Consider the following 17,704-nt stretch of genomic DNA (forward strand, 5'->3'; position numbering starts at 1 on the left):
AGCCATGAACCAGATTCAGACCATGCGTGTATTCGTCTGCGTCGCCGAGCAGCAGAGCTTTCGGCGCGCGGCGCACCATCTCGGCGTGTCCAATGCACTCGTCACGCGTTCGATCGCGATGCTCGAGGGCCACCTGAACACACGGCTGATCCACCGCACCACGCGCAACCTGTCGCTTACCGAGGCCGGCGTGCGCTACCTCGACGGGTGCCGTGCGCTGCTCGAGGAATTCGACCACCTCGAATCGTCCGTCGCGCATGCCGTGCGCGAACCGGCCGGCACGCTGCGCGTCGTCGCGTCGGGCCTGCTGTCGCCGCTTGCACTGACGCCGCTCGTCAGCAGCTTCCGGCACCGCTACCCCGAGTTGCGCGTGCAGCTGACCGTCTCCGAGGGGCCGCTCGACGTGCTCGATTCGGGTTACGACGTCGGCATCGTCACGGGCAACCGGCTCGACGGCAACCCGACGCTGATCGGCCACGCGCTCGCGCCGAACCCGTTCGTCGCGTGCGCGGCACCGGCCTATCTCGAGCGACGCGGCGAGCCGCGCTTGCCCGACGACCTGCCGGGCCACGACTGGGTCACGCTCGCATCGCACCAGCATGCGCCCGCGTGGCAACTGGTCGGCCACGACGGCATCGCGCATTCCGTCACGGTGCGCCCGACCTGCACGGTCAACCAGCTCGCGCTCGTCCAGGCGGCGGCCGTGGCCGGCGCCGGCATCGCGGTGCTGCCCGAGCCGTGCGTCGCCGGCGCGCTCGCGAGCGGCACGCTCGTGCGGCTGATGGCCGGCTACCGGATCGACGATCCCGACACGCAACTGTCGCTCGTCTACCCGAACCGCCAGTACGTGCCGGCCCGCACGCGCAGCTTCGTCGAGCACGCGCTCGATCACTTCAGTGCGCAGCCGGCCCGCGAACGAACCGACTACGGCTTCCTGCGGCCGCCGCGCGGGCCCGACCGCTCCGACATCGTCACGGGCCTGCAGTAAACTGCGCGCGTCAGCCTTCGGAGATGCAGCGTGCGCGTGATCCTGTTCAGCAGCCGGCAGTACGACGACGATTCGTTCGCTGCCGCCAACCGGCGGTTCGGCTATCGGCTGCACTTCCAGCCGTCGCACCTCGACGCGGAAACCGCGATCCTCGCGCACGGTTATGAGGTCGTCTGCCCGTTCGTCAACGACACCGTCGACGCGGCCGTGCTCGCACGGCTGGCCGACGGCGGCACGCGCCTGATCGCGCTGCGCTCGGCGGGCTTCAACCATGTCGACCTGGCCGCCGCCGAGCGGCTCGGCATCACGGTCGTGCGCGTGCCCGCCTATTCGCCGCACGCGGTGGCCGAGCACGCGGTCGCGCTGATCCTCGCGCTCAACCGCCGCCTGCCGCGCGCGGTCGCGCGCACCCGCGAAGGCGACTTCTCGCTGAACGGCCTGCTCGGCTTCGACTTGCACGGCAAGACCGTCGGCGTGATCGGTACCGGCATCATCGGCAGCGTGTTCGCGAAGATCATGATGGGCTTCGGGATGCATGTGCTCGCGCACTCGGTGCCGCCGTACAACGACGAACTGATCGCGTTCGGCGCGCGTTATGTCGAGCTCGACGAACTGCTGCACCACGCCGACATCGTCAGCCTGCACTGCCCGCTGCTGCCGTCGACGCACCACCTGATCAACGAACGGACGCTCGCGCGGATGAAGCATGGCGCGATGCTGATCAACACCGGGCGCGGCGGCCTCGTCGATGCGCAGGCGCTGGTCGATGCGCTCAAGAGCGGCCAGCTCGGCCATCTCGGGCTCGACGTGTACGAAGAGGAAAGCGGGCTCTTCTTCGAGGATCACTCCGACCTGCCGCTGCAGGACGACGTGCTCGCCCGCCTGCTGACGTTCCCCAACGTGATCGTCACGTCCCACCAGGCGTTCTTCACGCGCGAAGCGCTGGCCGAGATCGCGCACACGACGCTGCTGAACATCGAGGCCTGGCATGCGGGCACGCCGCAGAACGTCGTGACCGCGAATCGCTGACAAACCGATTAAAACGGCTCATTTGACCGTTGCCGGCGCCACCGCAATCGTTTGCTTGTGGCCATCGCTGCAAACGAAGCGCGTTTCATCAACAATTTCGTGCTTTGTTTCGACTGATGTAACGATTCCGGTGCGCCGTCTGCTATCGTTGCGCCGACGTTATCCCGCCCCTCCCGCTCATGCGTTTCGACGATTCCGACATCGCCGCCGTCTACCGCGCCATTTTCGAACGGCGCGACATGCGCCACTTTACGCCGGCGCCCGTCGATCCCGCCGTGCTCGCGCGCCTGCTGCGCGCGGCGCATCACGCGCCGAGCGTCGGCTTCATGCAGCCGTGGCGCTTCATCCGCATCACCGATCCCGCGCTGCGCACCGCGATCCACGCGCTGGTCGAGGCCGAGCGCCGCGCGACCGCCGACGCACTCGGCGAGCGCCAGGACGAATTCATGCGGCTGAAAGTCGAAGGCGTGCGCGAATGCGGCGAGCTGCTGGTCGTCGCGCTCGCCGACGGCCGCGAGCGCCACGTGTTCGGCCGCCGCACGCTGCCGGAAATGGATCTCGCATCCGCCGCGTGCGCGATCCAGAACATGTGGCTCGCGGCCCGCGCCGAAGGGCTCGGGATGGGCTGGGTCTCGCTGTTCGACGTCGACGCGCTGCGCGCGCTGCTGCGCATGCCCGACGGCGCGAAGCCGATCGCCGTGCTGTGCGTCGGGCACGTCGACGCGTTCTATGCGAAGCCGATGCTCGAGCAGGAGCGTTGGGCCGCACGGATGCCGATCGAAGCGTGCCTGTTCGAAAACGGCTGGGACGATCCGGCCCCGATCGATGTCGCCGGCACGCCTTCGACGCGTTCGACGCCTTCGTCGTGCGTGGACGCGACAGCGGGCACCGGCACGGCCTCCGGCTCCGCAAGCACCCCGGGCGAGCCGACCACGAGCGTCGACGGCTCCCCCGAACGCATCGCCTGACGTGTACGCGGTCGCCGGCATCGCGCCGGCACCGGCACATTCACCCCAGAAAACCCCATCGAATCCCACACTGTGAGCTTCACGCGCGCAGCCTCGTCGCACGCCGGCAACATCCGTTTTGGCCCCAAGCATAGGGGTTTTCACTGAAGTAGAATCGCGGCTGTCGTTCGCCTTCCCGCCCGCCCGTCCCGCGCATCCTGCGCCAGCCCGAGCGGCGGCTTTTCCCGAGCCCACCGCGATGCCCTTACCTCTTTTCGCCCTCGCCGTCGCCGCATTTGGAATCGGTACCACCGAATTCGTGATCATGGGGCTGCTGCCCAACGTCGCGCGCGATCTCGGCGTGTCGATCCCGGCCGCCGGGATGCTCGTGTCGGGTTACGCGCTCGGCGTGACGATCGGTGCGCCGATCCTCGCGATCGTCACCGCGAAGATGCCGCGCAAGCGCGCGCTGATGGGCCTGATCGGATTGTTCATCGCGGGCAACCTGTTCTGCGCGATCGCACCGGGCTACGCGGTGCTGATGGCCGCGCGCGTCGTCACCGCGTTCTGCCACGGCGCGTTCTTCGGGATCGGCTCGGTGGTCGCGAGCAACCTCGTCGCGCCGAACCGCCGCGCACAGGCGATCGCCCTGATGTTCACCGGCCTCACGCTCGCGAACGTGCTCGGCGTGCCGCTCGGCACCGCGCTCGGCCAGGCATTCGGCTGGCGCGCGACGTTCTGGGCCGTCACCGGCATCGGCATCGCCGCAGCCGCCGCGCTCGCCGTCTGCCTGCCAAGGAATCTCGCGATGCCCGACACCAGCATCACGCGCGAATTCAGCGTGCTGAAGCATCCGCAGGTTCTGATGGTGCTCGGCATCAGCGTGCTCGCGTCGGCAAGCCTGTTCAGCGTGTTCACCTACATCACGCCGATCCTCGAGGACGTGACGGGCTTCTCCCCGCGCCAGGTCACCTACGTGCTGCTGCTGTTCGGCCTCGGGCTGACGGTGGGCGGCACGCTCGGCGGCAAGCTCGCCGACTGGCGCCGGATGCCGTCGCTGATCGCGACGCTCGCGCTGATCGGCGTGGTCCTCGCGCTGTTCGCGGGCACGATGCACCTGCCGTTCGCCGCGCTCGCGACGATCTTCGTGTGGGGCATCCTCGCGTTCGCGATCGTGCCGCCGCTGCAGATCCTGATCGTCGACCGCGCAAGCGATGCGCCGAACCTCGCATCGACGCTGAACCAGGGCGCGTTCAACCTCGGTAACGCGACGGGCGCGTGGCTCGGCGGGATGGCGATCGGCTCCGGCGTGTCGCTCGTGAGCCTGCCGTGGGTCGGCGTCGCGATGGCCGTCGCCGCGCTGGCGCTCACGCTGTGGTCGGCGTCGCTCGAACGCCGCCCGGTGACCGTGCCGACCGAATACGTGTAACGCCCGCGCGCATTCGTTGCGCGCGCAACGCCAGCAACACCATCCGAACCTGATGGCCTTCATGGACCTTTCAAGGTCCGCGGTGTAGCATCCCGGCCGATGAAAGCCATTCTGAATCGCGATTTCCTCGCGCTGATCCTGAGCGTCGCGGTCGTCGGCCTCGGCACCGGCGCCACACTGCCGCTCACCGCACTCGCGCTGACCGAGGCCGGGCACGGCACCAACGTCGTCGGCATGCTGACCGCCGCGCAGGCCCTCGGCGGCCTCGCGATCGTCCCGTTCGTCACCGCGCTCGCACGCCACATCGGCTCGCGCCGCGCGATCGTAGTATCGGTCGTGCTGCTCGCGGCAGCCACGGCGCTGATGCAGTTCACGTCGAACCTGATCCTGTGGGGCGCGCTGCGCGTGCTGTGCGGCGCCGCGCTGATGCTGCTGTTCACGATCGGCGAGGCGTGGGTCAACCAGCTCGCCGACGATTCGACGCGCGGCCGTGTCGTCGCGATCTACGCGACCAATTTCACGCTGTTCCAGATGGCGGGCCCCGTGCTCGTGAGCCAGATCGCCGGTGCGACGAGCATCCGCTTCGCGCTGTGCGGCGCGCTGTTCCTGCTCGCACTGCCGACGCTCGCGACGATCCGGCGCGCGCCGCTCGCCGGCGACGACGCGCATCACGAAGCGCACGGCCGCTGGCTCGACGTGCTGCCGCGCATGCCCGCGCTGATCATCGGCACCGGTTTCTTCGCGCTGTTCGATACGCTCGCGCTGTCGCTGCTGCCGCTCTACGCGATGGATCACGGCGTCGCGAGCGCCACGGCCGTACTGCTCGCGTCGATCATGCTGTTCGGCGATACCGCGATGCAGTTCCCGATCGGCTGGCTCGCGGACAAGCTCGGCCGCGAACGCGTGCACCTCGGTGCGGGCTGGATCGTGCTGGCCGGCCTGCCGCTGCTGCCGCTCGTCATCGCGAACCCGTGGCTGTGCTGGCCGCTGCTGTTCGTGCTCGGCGCGGCGGCCGGCAGCATCTACACGCTGTCGCTCGTCGCGTGCGGCGAACGCTTCCGCGGCGCGGCGCTCGTCACCGCGAGTTCGCTCGTGTCGGCGTCGTGGAGCGCCGCGAGCTTCGGCGGCCCGCTGGTCGCCGGCGCGTTGATGGAGCAACTGGGCAGCAACGCGCTGGTCGGCGTGCTGGTCGTCTGTGTCGCCGCGTTCGTCGCGGCCGCGCTGTGGGAGCGCCGCGCCGCGTTGCAGCGCGCGGTCTGATATCGGCGCTGTCGATGTCGATGTCGATGTCGCAAACGCAGACGCAGACGCAGACTCAAACATTAACGCTCATACTCGGCGCCCCACACGGACGCACACGCGCCGCCCCCGGCCTGCCAAACGAAAACGGCCCGCGCAATGCGGGCCGCCCTGTCCTTCCGAACGATCTGTTGCGTGTCGCGCCGCGCCCCGTCAGGCGCTCCGCGCGGGGAGGATCTTGCCGGCACACGTGCCGAAGCCGACGCGATAGCCGTCGCCCTGGCACCATCCGGCGAGCGTGAGTTCGTCGCCGTCCTCGATGAAGGTGCGGCTGCCGCCGCCGTTCAGCGCGACCGGCTCCTTGCCGTTCCACGTCAGTTCGAGCAGGCTGCCGAACGAATCCTTCGTCGGCCCGCTGATCGTGCCCGAGCCCATCAGGTCGCCCACGCGCGTGTTGCAGCCGGCCACCGTGTGATGCGCGAGCTGCTGCGCCATCGTCCAGTACATGTGCCTGAAATTCGTGCGGCAAATCGACGTGGCCTCGGCCGCCCCTTCGGCACGCAGCGTCACTTCCAGCGCGATATCGAACGCATGCTTGCCCGCATGGCGCAGATACGCGAGCGGCTGCGGCGACTGCTCAGGCTGCGCGACGCGGAACGGTTCGAGCGCGTCGAGCGTGACGATCCACGGCGAGATCGTCGTCGCGAAGCCCTTCGAGTTGAACGGGCCGAGCGGCACGTATTCCCACTGCTGGATGTCGCGCGCGCTCCAGTCGTTCAGCAGCACCATCCCGAAGATGTGCGCTTCCGCGTCCTCGCACGCGATCGGCTCGCCGAGCGCGTTGCCCTTGCCGACGATGAAACCCGTCTCCAGTTCGATGTCGAGCTTGCGGCACGCGCCGAACACCGGGCGCTCCTGGTCGGGCAGCTTCAGTTGCCCGTTCGGCCGCCGCACCGGCGTGCCGCTCACGACCACAGACGATGCGCGGCCGTTGTAGCCGATCGGCATCTCCGACCAGTTCGGCAGCAGCGCGTTCTTCGGATCGCGGAACATCGACCCGACGTTGGTCGCATGCTCCTTCGACGAATAGAAATCGGTGTAGCCGGGAATCTCGACCGGCAGATGCAGCACCGCGTCGCGCTGCGCGACGAGCACCTGCGCGCGCAGCGCCGCGTCGTCGCGCAGTGTCGCGTTGTCGTTCGAGAACAGCGCCGACAGTTGCACACGCACGCTGCGCCACGCGTCGCGGCCGAGCGCGATGAACGCGTTGAGCGTCGGCGCGGCGAACGCATCGGCATCGGTCGGCAGCGTCACGAGGCCCGCACGCACGAGCGCCGCCAGATCGACGATCTGGTCGCCGAGCGCGACGCCCGCGCGGCGCGCCGGTTGCTTCGCATCGCTGAAGATCCCGAACGGCAGGTTCTGGATCGGGAAATCGCAGGCGGGATCGTTCGCCGTCTCGACCCAGCTCTTGCGGGCCGGGTCGAGCGTCGCGCGCCAGTCTTGGGTATCGCTCATCGTTGCTCCGGGTTGAAGTGTTTCCTGATGCCTTGCCAGCATTCGAAGTAGTCGGCCTGCAGCTGCGCGGTGTCGAGCGCGTAGCGCGTCGGCCGGATCAGCGTGCGGGTTTCGAACATGAACGCCATCGTCGCGTCGACCTTGTGCGGCTTGCTCGTATCGCTCGCGGACGCCTTCTCGAACGTGTCCGCGTCGGGCCCGTGGCCCGACATGCAGTTGTGCAGGCTCGCGCCGCCCGGCACGAAGCCTTCGGCCTTCGCGTCGTACGCGCCGTGCACGAGCCCCATGAACTCGCTCGCGACGTTGCGGTGGAACCAGGGCGGGCGGAACGTATCCTCGGCCGCGAGCCAGCGCGGCGGGAAGATCACGAAGTCGATCGTGTCGACGCCCGGCGTGTCGCTCTGCGACTGCAGCACCAGAAAGATCGACGGATCGGGATGGTCGTAGCTGATCGAGCCGATCGTGTTGAACAGGCGCAGGTCGTATTTGTACGGCGCGTAGTTGCCGTGCCACGCAACGACGTCGAGCGGCGAATGGCCGATGTCCGCGCGCCACAGCCGGCCGTTCAGCTTCGCGATCAGCTCGAACGCGCCTTCGCGGTCTTCGTAAGCGGCCTGCGGCGTCACGAAGTCGCGCGGGTTCGCGAGACCGTTCGAGCCGATCGGGCCGAGGTCCGGCAGACGCAGCAGCGCGCCGAAGTTTTCGCAGATATAGCCGCGCGCATCGCCGTCCGGCAGCGCGACGGAGAAACGCACGCCGCGCGGGATCACCGCGATCTCGAACGGCTCGACGTCGAGCCGGCCGAATTCCGTCGCGATGAACAGGCGCCCCTGCTGCGGCACGATCAGCAGTTCGCCGTCGGCGCTGTAGAAAAAGCGGTCCTGCATCGAGCGGTTCGCCGCGTACAGGTGGATCGCGCAACCGTTCATCGCGGCGGCCGACCCGTTGCCGGCCATCGTCACCAGCCCTTCGACGAAATCGGTCGGCTCGACCGGCATCGGCAGCGGGTCCCAGCGCAGCTGGTTCGGCGGCGTCGGCGGCACGTCGGCCGAGTCGCCGAACTCCGACACGAGCCGCTGCGGGCCCGCGTACGGCTCGAACGGCCGATGCACGGCCGCCGGGCGAATGCGGTACAGCCACGAGCGGCGGTTGTGGCCACGCGGCGCGGTAAACGCGGTGCCCGACAGTTGCTCCGCATACAGCCCGTACGGCGCGCGCTGCGGCGAGTTGCGGCCGTGCGGCAGCGCGCCGGGCAGTGCCTCGGTCGCGAATTCGTTCGCGAAACCGCTCAGGTAGCCGGCATTTGCCGGTTTCGACAGGTCAAGCGTCATCGTTTCCTTTCTCCCTCAATTCGTGGCGGCGGTCGGCGCCTGCACGCCGTTGCGCCGCGTTACGCCCGCAAGCCCGAGGACGAACAGCGCCGAGCACAGCACGGGCACCGCGGCCGCGTGGAACAGCGCGCCGTTCGACCAGTTGAGCGCAATCAGTTGCCCGCCGACGAGCGGCCCGAGCACCGAGCCGATCCGGCCGATGCCGAGGCTCCAGCCGATGCCCGTCGAGCGCAGCGACGTCGGGTAATACTGGCCCGCGAGCGCGTTCACGGCCGGCTGCCCGCCGACCACGCAGAACCCGCCCGCGAACACGACCACCAGCAGCCACGGCAGCGCATGCGCGACCGAGCCGATCAGCCCGACCGACACCGCGGCGCACGCAAAGCAGGCGAACAGCACGCGCACGAAGCCGTAGCGTTCGATGAACCAGCCGAGCGACAGCGTGCCGATCACGCCGCCCGTCTGCAGCACCGTGCCGACGATCACGGCCGTACCCGGCGAATAACCGGCATCGCGCATCACCGTCGGCAGCCAGTTCGACAGGAAATACAGGTCGATCAGGTTCATGAAGCTGATCGCCCACAGCAGCAGCGTGACCGGCAGGCGGCCATGGCTGAACAGCTCGGCGACCGGCGCGCCGGTCGCGGCCCGCTCGCGCACGACGAGCCGCGTGTTCGCATCGATGCCGGCCTGCGGCGCGAAACCCGCGAGCCAGTCGCGCGCCTGCGCGACGCGCCCTTTCAGCACCAGGAACTGCAGCGATTCGGGCAGCCGCGCGGCCATCGCAATCGTGAGCACGAGCGGCACCGCGCCGCCGACGAAGAACACCGAGCGCCAGCCGAGCGCCGGAATCAGCGCGGCGCTGATGAAGCCGCCGAGCGCCGCGCCGAGCGTGAAGCCGCACGATACGATCATCATCCGCTTCACACGATGCGCGGCCGGGCTGAACTCGCCGACCAGCGCCATCGCGTTCGGCATGATGCAGCCGAGGCCGAGGCCCGTGACGAAGCGCAGCGCCATCAGCACCGGGATCGAACCCGCGAACGGCGTCGCGAGCATCGTCACCGCGAAGAACAGCGTCGAGCCGATCAGCACCGGGCGCCGCCCGATCCGGTCGGCCAGCACCGACAGCCCGAGCGCGCCGAGCAGCATCCCGAACAGGCTCGCGCTGAACACCGGCCCGAGCGCCTGTTTCGGCACGCCCCATTCGGCAATCACGCTCGGGGCGACGTAGCCCATCGCCTGCGCATCGAACCCGTCGATCACGAGGCACAGCCCGCACAGCACGAGCAGCATCCAGTGAAAACCCGGGCGATGGGTTTCGTCGATCACGTGCTCGACTTCGAGCACGCGCGCGTCGGCCGGCGCCGCGCTCATTGCGCGACCTCGGCGGCCGGATGCACGGGCGGCGTCACGCCCTGGCGCGCGAGCGCCATCGCTTCGCGCAACACGTCGGCGTCGCCGATCTGGTTCGCGAGCAGCAGGATCAGCTTCGCGTTGACGAGCTGGCTGTCGGCGTCGGACAGGTCGCGATGCATGTCGATCAGCGCTTCGTAGAACGCGTCCGGGTCAGCCAGGCGCGGGCGGGTGTCGAGTGAGGGCATGACGGAGTCTCCGGTGTCTTTATCGTATTCAGCGTGCGCAGGTCGCGCGCGCCAGCGCGTCGGCAAGCGCCTGGCGCTCGAGCGTGCGCATGCGGGCACAGACATGCTGGTCGGGGCGCAGCAGGTAGAACGTGCCGGGCTTCGCGTCGTAGCGTTGCGCGGCGAAACCGTCGACGTCCTCCACGACGTCGACACCCGCGACCGGCTGCGCGTGCCCGGCCGGCACCACGAGCACGGGCAGCACCGGCAGCGCGAGGCCGTCGAGCGCCTGCGCGAGCGCGCCCGCATCGCCCGGCAGCCCGAACAGCACGCCGGTGAAGCCGCTGCCCAGATGCCGCAGCAGCCAGCCCGGCGCGCCCTGTGCACGCACCGGCGCATCGGCTGCCGCCGCGCCCGGGCGCATCGCACCCGCGAATGCGTCGCCATTACGGTCCGGCGTGTTCAGCGGCGAGTCGGCCAGCACCGCCGGCACCGACAGGCGGCCGCTGTTCACGAGCTTGCGCGCGAACTCGCAGTCGCGCGCGAGCTTCAGCGTCGCGTCGCGGAATACGCGCGACACCGGGCTTTTCGGCGTGATGAAGTCCGTCGAGCGCGTCGAGTTGCGGATGTTCTCATCGGCCGCGAACTCGCGCTCGCTCGCATACGTATCGAGCAGGCTGTCGGCCGAACGCCCATCGAGCACGAGCTTCAGCTTCCAGGCGAGGTTGTCGGCGTCCTGCACGCCGCTGTTCGCGCCGCGCGCGCCGAACGGCGACACGCCGTGCGCGGAGTCGCCCGCGAACAGCACGCGGCCGTGACGGAACGTATCCATCCGCTGGCAGCGGAACGTATAGACGCTCACCCATTCGAGCTCGAACTCGACGTCCGGCCCGAGCAGCGCGCGCACGCGCGGGATCACGCGCTCCGGCTGCTTCTCGGCGACCGGATCGGCATCCCAGCCGAGCTGGAAGTCGATGCGCCACACGTTGTCGGGCTGGCGATGCAGCAGCACCGACTGATTGGGGTGGAACGGCGGGTCGAACCAGAACCAGCGCTCGGTCGGAAACTCCGCCTTCATCTTCACGTCGGCGATCAGGAAGCGGTCCTTGAACGTGCGGCCGTGGCTTTCGAGGCCCATCATCGTGCGCATCGGGCTGCGCGAGCCGTCGGCCGCGATCACGTACTGCGCGCGCAGCGTCGCGAGGCCTTCCGGCGTCTCGATCGTCAGCACCGCGTGTTCGGCCGCCTGCTCGACGCCCGTCACCTTGTGCTTCCAGCGGATATCGATGTTCGGCAGCTCGAACGCACGATCGGCCAGATAACCTTCGACGTAGTACTGCTGCAGGTTGATGAACGCGGGGCGCGCATGCCCTTCCTCGGGCAGCAGGTCGAATGCGTACAGCTGCTCGTCCTGCAGGAACACCTTGCCGACGTGCCAGCTGACACCCTTGTCGACGAAGCGCTCGCCGCAGCCGAGCCGGTCGAAGATCTCGAGCGTGCGCTTCGCGAAGCAGATCGCGCGCGAGCCGGTGGACAGCGTGTCGTCGTCGTCGAGCAGCACGACGGGCACACCCTGCTGCGCGAGGTCGATCGCCGCCGCGAGGCCCACCGGGCCCGCGCCGACGACGATCACCGGGTGAACGGTTGCGTCCTGCGCACGCGGACGGTATTCGAACTTCAGCGTCTGGTAATCGATGCTCATGGTCGCCGTCCGCCCCTCAACCCTGCCGGGCGCGCGCCGGCTCGCCCGTCATCCCGCCCGTCGCCTGCCGGCGCGCCGCGCCGCCGTCCCGCGTGCCATTCCTGTCAACCGCCACGTCTCGCTCCTTGCTTCCTGTTGATTCGCGAACGGCGCCGTTTCGCGGCGCCCGCCTGCCGCATTTCTTGATCGGCGACAAATTCTGGATTTACGAATAGTAAAACCAATTACGAATAGTGAAATCAACGTAAACCCTAGGCGGAGGCGCGAAGACGGGATAACCATATAAGTGAAACGCCGAGCCGAGCTTGGCCGGCACTGCTAATATCAAGCTACGAGGCGGCCCGTTCGGCCGCCGTTTTTCCTTCTCACGCCGATGATTCCGCCCACCATTCCCGAGCTGGTCGCCCGTGCCGGGCAACTGCCGTATCTGCGGGATCACCTCGCGCTCGCCGATGGCGGCACCGCAAGCGCGAACCTGCCCGAGCGCACGCTCGGCAGCGCCTATGAACCGATCTACGACGTGACGATGCCGGGCGCGCCGCAATCGACGTCGTTCGCCGACGCCATCGAGCGCTATGGCGACGAACTCGGCTTCCAGGCCGTGACGGTCGTCACGGGCGCGCCGCACGATCCGGTCGACTCGGCTGTCGACGACCAGACGCTCGTGGCGATCGACCGCCTGTCGCGCGCGCTGCACGCAATCAATTTCTTCGGCGCGCAGCGCCACGGGTTGTTGTTCCTGCGCGTGCACGAACGCCTGCTGAAGAGCGTGAAGTACGACCACGGCAAGCATTTCTCGTCGGTGCTGCAGCGCTTCGGGCTGCCGCCCGAGCGGATCGTGATCGAGCTGCCGGCGGTCGCGGTCGCGCACAAGACCTTCCTCGGCTACCTGACACGCAGCTACCAGCATCACGGCTTCAAGGTGGCGGACAAGCTGCCCGACCCGGGCCGCATCCTCGCGGTCGAATCCGACATGGCGCGCCCCGACTACATCAAGATGGATGCGGGCATCGCGTTGCGCGACGGGATGGTCAAGGCGCTCGTCGCATATGCGCAGCGCGTGCGGATTCCGCTGATCTTCGACGGCGTCGTCGACGAAACGCAGTGCGAGCTGCTGCGCCAGCACGACGTGCGGTTCATGCAGGGGCCCGTGTTCGCGAAGGTCGTGACGGCCTGAACGGACAGGAGGTAGCCGGCGCACGCGGGGAGCGGCGCGCCGGATGCGCGGCGAGGGTGTGGCGCCGCTTGAAGAAGGATGAAGCGATCGGGTGGCCTGGCGCGACGCCTGCCCGTCGGTGCAGACGGTTACCGCTTACTCGCTTCCACCATCGTCGTACTTGGGCAGATCGTCGTCGATCTCGATGCCCGGGAAACGATCCCCATACCAGACGTGCCACGCCGGACGTAGCCGCGACGGCTCATCGAGCGTGGCGTAATTGATCTCGACCGTTTTCGGCGCGTCGCTCAGCCGGTATTCGAGCTGCGCGCCGCAACAGCCGCAGAAGCGCCGCTCGCCCCACGCGCTCGACGCGTAGACGGTCGGTTCGCCCTGCAGGTATTCGAACGCGTCGATCGGCACCGATGCCGATGCGACGACCGCCGCACCGGTCGTGCGCTGGCAGAGCCGGCAATGGCAGAAGCCGGCGTCGGTCGGGACCTGGGCGATACGGTAGCGGATCGCGCCGCACGCGCATCCGCCTTCCATGGATTCGGGGTGAGACATCGCAGACCTCGTCGTCGGGAAGCTGGCGAACGATGATGAGCGCGGTTCGAGCGCGGCACAAGAGACGGCGGCAGCCGTCCGTCACCCGCCGTCACCATCACCAACACCTTCACCGGCGACGACGCGGTGGCGGTGCGAGGGCAACGCGCGCCGCGTTTCTCAGGCCGTCTGCCCGAGCCGCTGCGCGAGCGCCTTCAGCTTCGGCCCGACCTGCGTGCGAAACACCTCCTCGTCCATCGACGATGCGGGGCCGCTGCAGCTCAGGATCAGCCAGCGCCCCTCGCGCGGCTCGCGAAACGGCACGGCCGCCGCGTTGACGTCCATGTGCCACGCCCGGAACGAATAACAGCAACCGCCCGCCGGGAACTCGGCCACCGCGTGCTGCGCGGCGGCGACGAGCGCATCGGCGTCGGCCGCGCCGCCGGCCGCGCGGTGCAGTTCCGCATAGAGCGCGCGGCGCACGTCTTCCGGCTGCACGGCCAGGTACGCGCGCCCCATTGAACTCGTCAGCATCGACAGCCGCGAACCGGGCGCGAGCCCGAGCGTCAGCGCGGTCTCGCTGCGGATCGTCTCCAGATAGATCATGTCGAGCCCGTCGCGGCAGCCGAGCGACACGGCCGCGCCGATGTCGCGCGCGAGCGCCTGCATGTGCGGCCGCGCGAGGTCGAGCGTCCCCGAGCCGGACAGCAGCGCGTAGCCGAGCGACAGCACGCCGGCGTCGAGCGCATACTTTCCGAGCGTCTCGTCGTAGCGCAGGTAGCCGAGCACGGTCAGCGTATAGGCGAGCCGGTTCACGGTCGCCTTCGGCAGCCCCGTGCGCTCCGCGAAGTCGCGGTTGCCGAGCATCGTCTCGCCGGGCCGGAATGCGCGCAGCAGGTCGAGCCCGCGCGCGAGCGCGACGACGAACTTGCGCTCGTCGATCGTGGTTTCGTCGATGGTTGAAAGTGTCATCTGGTGCTACACTGGGTTCGATTTGCAAAACATTGTTCCGCACAGCGGAACACGAGTCAAGCGAACTTTTGGCATGGGGCCGGAGCAAGCGCTGAAGCGCCGGCTCTGCCCGACAGGAGATGAGACGATGAGTGCTGCAACTTTTCATTGGGACGATCCGCTGCTGCTCGACCAGCAACTGACCGAAGAAGAGCGGATGGTGCGCGACGCGGCGCAGGCTTATGCGCAGGACAAGCTTGCCCCGCGCGTCACCGAGGCGTTCCGCCACGAGCGCACCGACGCTGAAATCTTCCGCGAGATGGGCGAAGTCGGCCTGCTCGGCCCGACGATTCCCGAGGAATACGGCGGCCCCGGCCTCAATTACGTGAGCTACGGACTGATCGCGCGCGAAGTCGAACGCGTCGATTCGGGCTACCGGTCGATGATGTCCGTCCAGTCGTCGCTCGTGATGGTGCCGATTTACGAATTCGGCTCCGACGCGCAGAAGCAGAAATACCTGCCGAAGCTCGCGACCGGTGAATGGATCGGCTGCTTCGGGCTGACCGAGCCGAACCATGGCTCCGACCCGGGCAGCATGGTCACCCGCGCGAAGAAGGTGCCCGGCGGCTACTCGCTGTCCGGCGCGAAGATGTGGATCACGAACTCGCCGATCGCCGACGTGTTCGTCGTGTGGGCGAAGCTCGAGGAGAACGGCAAGGACGCGATCCGTGGTTTCATCCTCGAAAAGGGCTGGAAGGGCCTGTCGGCGCCTGCGATCCACGGCAAGGTCGGGCTGCGCGCATCGATCACCGGCGAGATCGTCCTCGACGAGGTGTTCGTACCGGAAGAGAACCTGATGCCGAACGTGAGCGGCCTGCGCGGCCCGTTCACGTGCCTGAACTCGGCCCGCTACGGGATCGCCTGGGGCGCGCTGGGCGCCGCCGAGTCGTGCTGGCACACCGCGCGCCAGTACGTGCTCGACCGCCAGCAGTTCGGCCGGCCGCTCGCCGCGAACCAGCTGATCCAGAAAAAGCTCGCGGACATGCAGACCGAAATCACGCTCGGCCTGCAAGGCGTGTTGCGCCTCGGCCGGATGAAGGACGAAGGCACGGCGGCCGTCGAAATCACTTCGATCATGAAGCGCAACTCGTGCGGCAAGGCGCTCGACATCGCCCGGCTCGCGCGCGACATGCTCGGCGGCAACGGCATCTCCGACGAATTCGGCGTCGCGCGCCACCTCGTGAACCTCGAAGTGGTCAACACCTACGAAGGCACGCACGACATCCACGCGCTGATCCTCGGCCGCGCGCAGACGGGCATCCAGGCGTTCTTCTGACCGGCCGGATGCGGCGCGCCCGGCAGCCACGCCGCACCGCGCCGCGCACGCATAAAAGACACAGCCCGCCCGGCATCACTGCCGGGCGGGCCGTTTTTCATCGGATCCGCGCTCCGGGCCGGCGGCCCGGTATCGCGTTCACGTGCCGCCGATGCTTACTTGTTCGGCTGCGGCGTGAGGCGCAGATACGGGCGCACTGCTTTGAAGCCCTTCGGGAAGCGCTTCTTCAGCTCTTCCGGATCCTGCAGCGATGGCACGATCACGACGTCGTCGCCATCCTTCCAGTTGCCGGGCGTCGCGACCTTGTAGTTGTCGGTCAGTTGCAGCGAGTCGATCACGCGCAGCACTTCGTCGAAGTTGCGCCCCGTGCTGGCCGGATACGTGATGATGAGCCGCACCTTCTTGTTCGGGTCGATCACGAACAGCGAACGCACCGTCAGCGTTTCGTTCGCGTTCGGGTGGATCATGTCGTACAGCTGCGAAACCTTGCGGTCCGCATCGGCGATGATCGGGAAGCCAACGACCGTCGACTGCGTTTCGTTGATGTCGTTGATCCAGCCCTTGTGCGATTCGACACCGTCGACCGACAGCGCGATCACCTTCACGTTGCGCTTCTCGAATTCGCCCTTCAGTTTCGAGGTCAGCCCGAGTTCGGTCGTGCATACCGGCGTGTAGTCGGCCGGATGGGAGAACAGGACACCCCAGCCGTCACCCAGCCACTCGTGAAACTTGATCGGGCCCAGGCTCGATTCCTGCTCGAAATCCGGTGCGATGTCGCCAAGACGCAGACTCATGATGTTCCCTCCTCGAACGATGCTGGTTGAAACCGCGCCCGGGTCGGCGCGGGAAAGTCTGTCAGCTTACGGGAAGCAATGGGGCATGCGAACGATTATTCCGTTTGATATTCATACTTTTTTGTCATTTTTGCGCGGTACCGGTGCAGCGCGGGTAGCCCTGCGGGAAACTTTTCACCCCGTTTGCCGCTCTGTTGATGATTACAAATCGTTTACCATGCGGTCTTGCGCTGCCGTCGTGTTTCTTCCCGGCTCGCCAGCAGGCAGGCGTTTCGCTACGATGTGAACCTGCAGCATGACAGCATGAAGGGAGTTGCAATGTCGGAAATCAACAAGGAGAAACTGATGTCGGATATCAAAACCGTTCTCTCGGACGCCGAAGACCTGCTCAAGCAAGCTGCGAGCAGCACGGGCGACCGTGCGGCCGAGCTGCGCGAGAAAGCCATGTCGCGCCTGAAGCAGGCCAAGGAAAAGGCAGCCGACGTCCAGGTCGTCGTGGTCGAGAAAGGCAAGAAGGCCGCCCGCGCGACCGACGATTACGTGCACGAGCATCCGTGGACGTCGATCGGCGTCGCCGCCGGCGTCGGGGTGCTGATCGGCCTGCTGATCAACCGCAAGTAACGCGCCCTGCGCGTTCCGTCCCGCGGGCCGCTTCACGCGGCCTGCGGGCGTCGAAGCCAGCCGGCGGTTTCCGCCGGCCGGCTTTGTCCTAGCTGCACACTGCACGCGCACGCACCTTACCCATGACGACAGACACCACCTCGCAGCCGTCCGGCCAAGGACCGCTGCGCCGCCTCGTCGGCTCCGCGATCGGGCTTTTGCAAACGCGCCTCGAACTGGTGGGCATCGAGCTTGCCGAGGAGAAGGAGCGCCTGATGGGCGTGCTGTTCCTCGGGCTCGCCGCGATGATGCTCGCGACGATGGCACTCATCAGCCTGACCGTACTCGTCGCGATCGCGTTCTGGGATACCTACCGCTGGCAATCGCTCGCGGCGATCACCGCGCTCTATGCCGCAGGCGGGATCGCGTGCGCACTGAAAGCCCGCTCGGGCCTGCGCGACGCGCCGACCGTATTCGAGGCGACGCTCGCCGAACTCGAGAAAGACCGCGAACTGTTCCGCGGCAAGCCGTGAACGCAGTCGCGCTCACCCCTCC

General features: G+C 67.9%; 17 protein-coding genes. 9 read left to right on the forward strand and 8 right to left on the reverse strand.

Going from position 1 to position 17,704, the window contains the following annotated elements; genetic code table 11:
• The first annotated feature begins 4 nt into the window (after positions 1-4).
• The 5 genes from L810_RS04325 to L810_RS04345 all read left to right on the forward strand — a co-directional run bounded on the left by L810_RS04325 (position 5) and on the right by L810_RS04345 (position 5,653).
• The gene (locus L810_RS04325) at positions 5-988 is read left to right on the forward strand and encodes a LysR family transcriptional regulator (protein ID WP_021157144.1); all 984 of its coding nucleotides are present in this window, start codon (positions 5-7) and stop codon (positions 986-988) included.
• Positions 989-1,018: 30 nt separating this feature from the next.
• Positions 1,019-2,017: a 2-hydroxyacid dehydrogenase gene (locus L810_RS04330; RefSeq protein ID WP_021157145.1), complete on the forward strand. Its 999-nt coding sequence runs from the start codon at positions 1,019-1,021 to the stop codon at positions 2,015-2,017.
• A 179-nt stretch (positions 2,018-2,196) separates the two neighbouring features.
• Positions 2,197-2,985: a 5,6-dimethylbenzimidazole synthase gene (gene bluB, locus L810_RS04335; RefSeq protein ID WP_021157146.1), complete on the forward strand. Its 789-nt coding sequence runs from the start codon at positions 2,197-2,199 to the stop codon at positions 2,983-2,985.
• Positions 2,986-3,223: 238 nt separating this feature from the next.
• Complete coding sequence (locus L810_RS04340; protein ID WP_021157147.1) at positions 3,224-4,393, forward strand: MFS transporter; 1,170 nt, start codon at positions 3,224-3,226, stop codon at positions 4,391-4,393.
• 99 nt (positions 4,394-4,492) lie between these two features.
• Positions 4,493-5,653: an MFS transporter gene (locus L810_RS04345; RefSeq protein WP_021157148.1), complete on the forward strand. Its 1,161-nt coding sequence runs from the start codon at positions 4,493-4,495 to the stop codon at positions 5,651-5,653.
• Positions 5,654-5,845: 192 nt separating this feature from the next.
• Here L810_RS04345 and fahA read toward each other — a convergent pair whose 3' ends face one another.
• Genes fahA through L810_RS04370 form a run of 5 tightly spaced genes read right to left on the reverse strand, consistent with a single transcriptional unit; the run spans position 5,846 to position 11,766 of the window.
• The gene (gene fahA / locus L810_RS04350) at positions 5,846-7,150 is read right to left on the reverse strand and encodes a fumarylacetoacetase (RefSeq protein WP_021157149.1); all 1,305 of its coding nucleotides are present in this window, start codon (positions 7,148-7,150) and stop codon (positions 5,846-5,848) included.
• Positions 7,147-8,481, reverse strand: coding sequence for a homogentisate 1,2-dioxygenase (hmgA, locus tag L810_RS04355; RefSeq protein WP_021157150.1), 1,335 nt, complete (start codon positions 8,479-8,481; stop codon positions 7,147-7,149). Before hmgA ends, fahA begins: the two co-directional genes overlap by 4 nt.
• Before the next feature lie 15 nt (positions 8,482-8,496).
• Positions 8,497-9,858 carry an MFS transporter gene (locus tag L810_RS04360; RefSeq protein ID WP_021157151.1) on the reverse strand — a complete coding sequence of 454 codons (1,362 nt, stop codon included), beginning with the start codon at positions 9,856-9,858 and terminating at the stop codon, positions 8,497-8,499.
• Positions 9,855-10,085, reverse strand: a complete 231-nt coding sequence (locus tag L810_RS04365; RefSeq protein WP_021157152.1) for a DUF2783 domain-containing protein — start codon at positions 10,083-10,085, stop codon at positions 9,855-9,857. The genes L810_RS04360 and L810_RS04365 overlap by 4 nt, the downstream gene beginning before the upstream one ends.
• Before the next feature lie 28 nt (positions 10,086-10,113).
• Positions 10,114-11,766 carry an FAD-dependent oxidoreductase gene (locus tag L810_RS04370; RefSeq protein ID WP_021157153.1) on the reverse strand — a complete coding sequence of 551 codons (1,653 nt, stop codon included), beginning with the start codon at positions 11,764-11,766 and terminating at the stop codon, positions 10,114-10,116.
• 373 nt (positions 11,767-12,139) lie between these two features.
• Here L810_RS04370 and L810_RS04375 point away from each other — a divergent pair, with 373 nt between their 5' ends.
• Complete coding sequence (locus L810_RS04375; protein ID WP_021157154.1) at positions 12,140-12,943, forward strand: EAL domain-containing protein; 804 nt, start codon at positions 12,140-12,142, stop codon at positions 12,941-12,943.
• Between the two features lie 135 nt (positions 12,944-13,078).
• Here L810_RS04375 and L810_RS04380 read toward each other — a convergent pair whose 3' ends face one another.
• Together L810_RS04380 and L810_RS04385 are read right to left on the reverse strand one after the other, a co-directional pair.
• On the reverse strand, positions 13,079-13,489 hold the full coding sequence (locus L810_RS04380) for a GFA family protein (RefSeq protein WP_021157155.1): 411 nt from the start codon (positions 13,487-13,489) through the stop codon (positions 13,079-13,081).
• A 159-nt stretch (positions 13,490-13,648) separates the two neighbouring features.
• A complete protein-coding gene (locus L810_RS04385; RefSeq protein ID WP_021157156.1) occupies positions 13,649-14,440 on the reverse strand; it encodes an IclR family transcriptional regulator in 792 nt (263 codons plus the stop codon).
• A 127-nt stretch (positions 14,441-14,567) separates the two neighbouring features.
• On the opposite strand from L810_RS04385, the gene L810_RS04390 reads away from it, so the two are divergent.
• Positions 14,568-15,755 (forward strand): acyl-CoA dehydrogenase, encoded by a 1,188-nt coding sequence (locus L810_RS04390; protein ID WP_021157157.1) that lies wholly within the window; start codon positions 14,568-14,570, stop codon positions 15,753-15,755.
• A gap of 155 nt (positions 15,756-15,910) precedes the next feature.
• On the opposite strand, the gene L810_RS04395 is transcribed toward L810_RS04390, so the two are convergent.
• Complete coding sequence (locus L810_RS04395; protein WP_021157158.1) at positions 15,911-16,549, reverse strand: peroxiredoxin; 639 nt, start codon at positions 16,547-16,549, stop codon at positions 15,911-15,913.
• 318 nt (positions 16,550-16,867) lie between these two features.
• On the opposite strand from L810_RS04395, the gene L810_RS04400 reads away from it, so the two are divergent.
• Both L810_RS04400 and L810_RS04405 read left to right on the forward strand, forming a co-directional pair.
• A complete protein-coding gene (locus tag L810_RS04400) occupies positions 16,868-17,170 on the forward strand; it encodes a DUF883 family protein (RefSeq protein WP_006494044.1) in 303 nt (100 codons plus the stop codon).
• Positions 17,171-17,292: 122 nt separating this feature from the next.
• The gene (locus L810_RS04405) at positions 17,293-17,682 is read left to right on the forward strand and encodes a phage holin family protein (RefSeq protein WP_021157159.1); all 390 of its coding nucleotides are present in this window, start codon (positions 17,293-17,295) and stop codon (positions 17,680-17,682) included.
• The last annotated feature ends 22 nt before the right edge of the window (positions 17,683-17,704 follow it).

This window comes from Burkholderia sp. AU4i (genome assembly GCF_000466765.1).
Classification (GTDB): Bacteria; Pseudomonadota; Gammaproteobacteria; order Burkholderiales; family Burkholderiaceae; genus Burkholderia; species Burkholderia cepacia.

Excerpts from the sequence above, each read along its gene's own strand:
- L810_RS04325 (WP_021157144.1), top strand. The coding sequence starts at position 5 with ATGAACCAGATTCAGACCATGCGTGTATTCGTCTGCGTCGCCGAGCAG.
- bluB (WP_021157146.1), top strand. The coding sequence starts at position 2,197 with ATGCGTTTCGACGATTCCGACATCGCCGCCGTCTACCGCGCCATTTTC.
- L810_RS04340 (WP_021157147.1), top strand. The coding sequence starts at position 3,224 with ATGCCCTTACCTCTTTTCGCCCTCGCCGTCGCCGCATTTGGAATCGGT.
- L810_RS04345 (WP_021157148.1), top strand. The coding sequence starts at position 4,493 with ATGAAAGCCATTCTGAATCGCGATTTCCTCGCGCTGATCCTGAGCGTC.
- fahA (WP_021157149.1), bottom strand. The coding sequence starts at position 7,150 with ATGAGCGATACCCAAGACTGGCGCGCGACGCTCGACCCGGCCCGCAAG.
- hmgA (WP_021157150.1), bottom strand. The coding sequence starts at position 8,481 with ATGACGCTTGACCTGTCGAAACCGGCAAATGCCGGCTACCTGAGCGGT.
- L810_RS04360 (WP_021157151.1), bottom strand. The coding sequence starts at position 9,858 with ATGAGCGCGGCGCCGGCCGACGCGCGCGTGCTCGAAGTCGAGCACGTG.
- L810_RS04365 (WP_021157152.1), bottom strand. The coding sequence starts at position 10,085 with ATGCCCTCACTCGACACCCGCCCGCGCCTGGCTGACCCGGACGCGTTC.
- L810_RS04370 (WP_021157153.1), bottom strand. The coding sequence starts at position 11,766 with ATGAGCATCGATTACCAGACGCTGAAGTTCGAATACCGTCCGCGTGCG.
- L810_RS04375 (WP_021157154.1), top strand. The coding sequence starts at position 12,140 with ATGATTCCGCCCACCATTCCCGAGCTGGTCGCCCGTGCCGGGCAACTG.
- L810_RS04380 (WP_021157155.1), bottom strand. The coding sequence starts at position 13,489 with ATGTCTCACCCCGAATCCATGGAAGGCGGATGCGCGTGCGGCGCGATC.
- L810_RS04385 (WP_021157156.1), bottom strand. The coding sequence starts at position 14,440 with ATGACACTTTCAACCATCGACGAAACCACGATCGACGAGCGCAAGTTC.
- L810_RS04390 (WP_021157157.1), top strand. The coding sequence starts at position 14,568 with ATGAGTGCTGCAACTTTTCATTGGGACGATCCGCTGCTGCTCGACCAG.
- L810_RS04395 (WP_021157158.1), bottom strand. The coding sequence starts at position 16,549 with ATGAGTCTGCGTCTTGGCGACATCGCACCGGATTTCGAGCAGGAATCG.
- L810_RS04400 (WP_006494044.1), top strand. The coding sequence starts at position 16,868 with ATGTCGGAAATCAACAAGGAGAAACTGATGTCGGATATCAAAACCGTT.
- L810_RS04405 (WP_021157159.1), top strand. The coding sequence starts at position 17,293 with ATGACGACAGACACCACCTCGCAGCCGTCCGGCCAAGGACCGCTGCGC.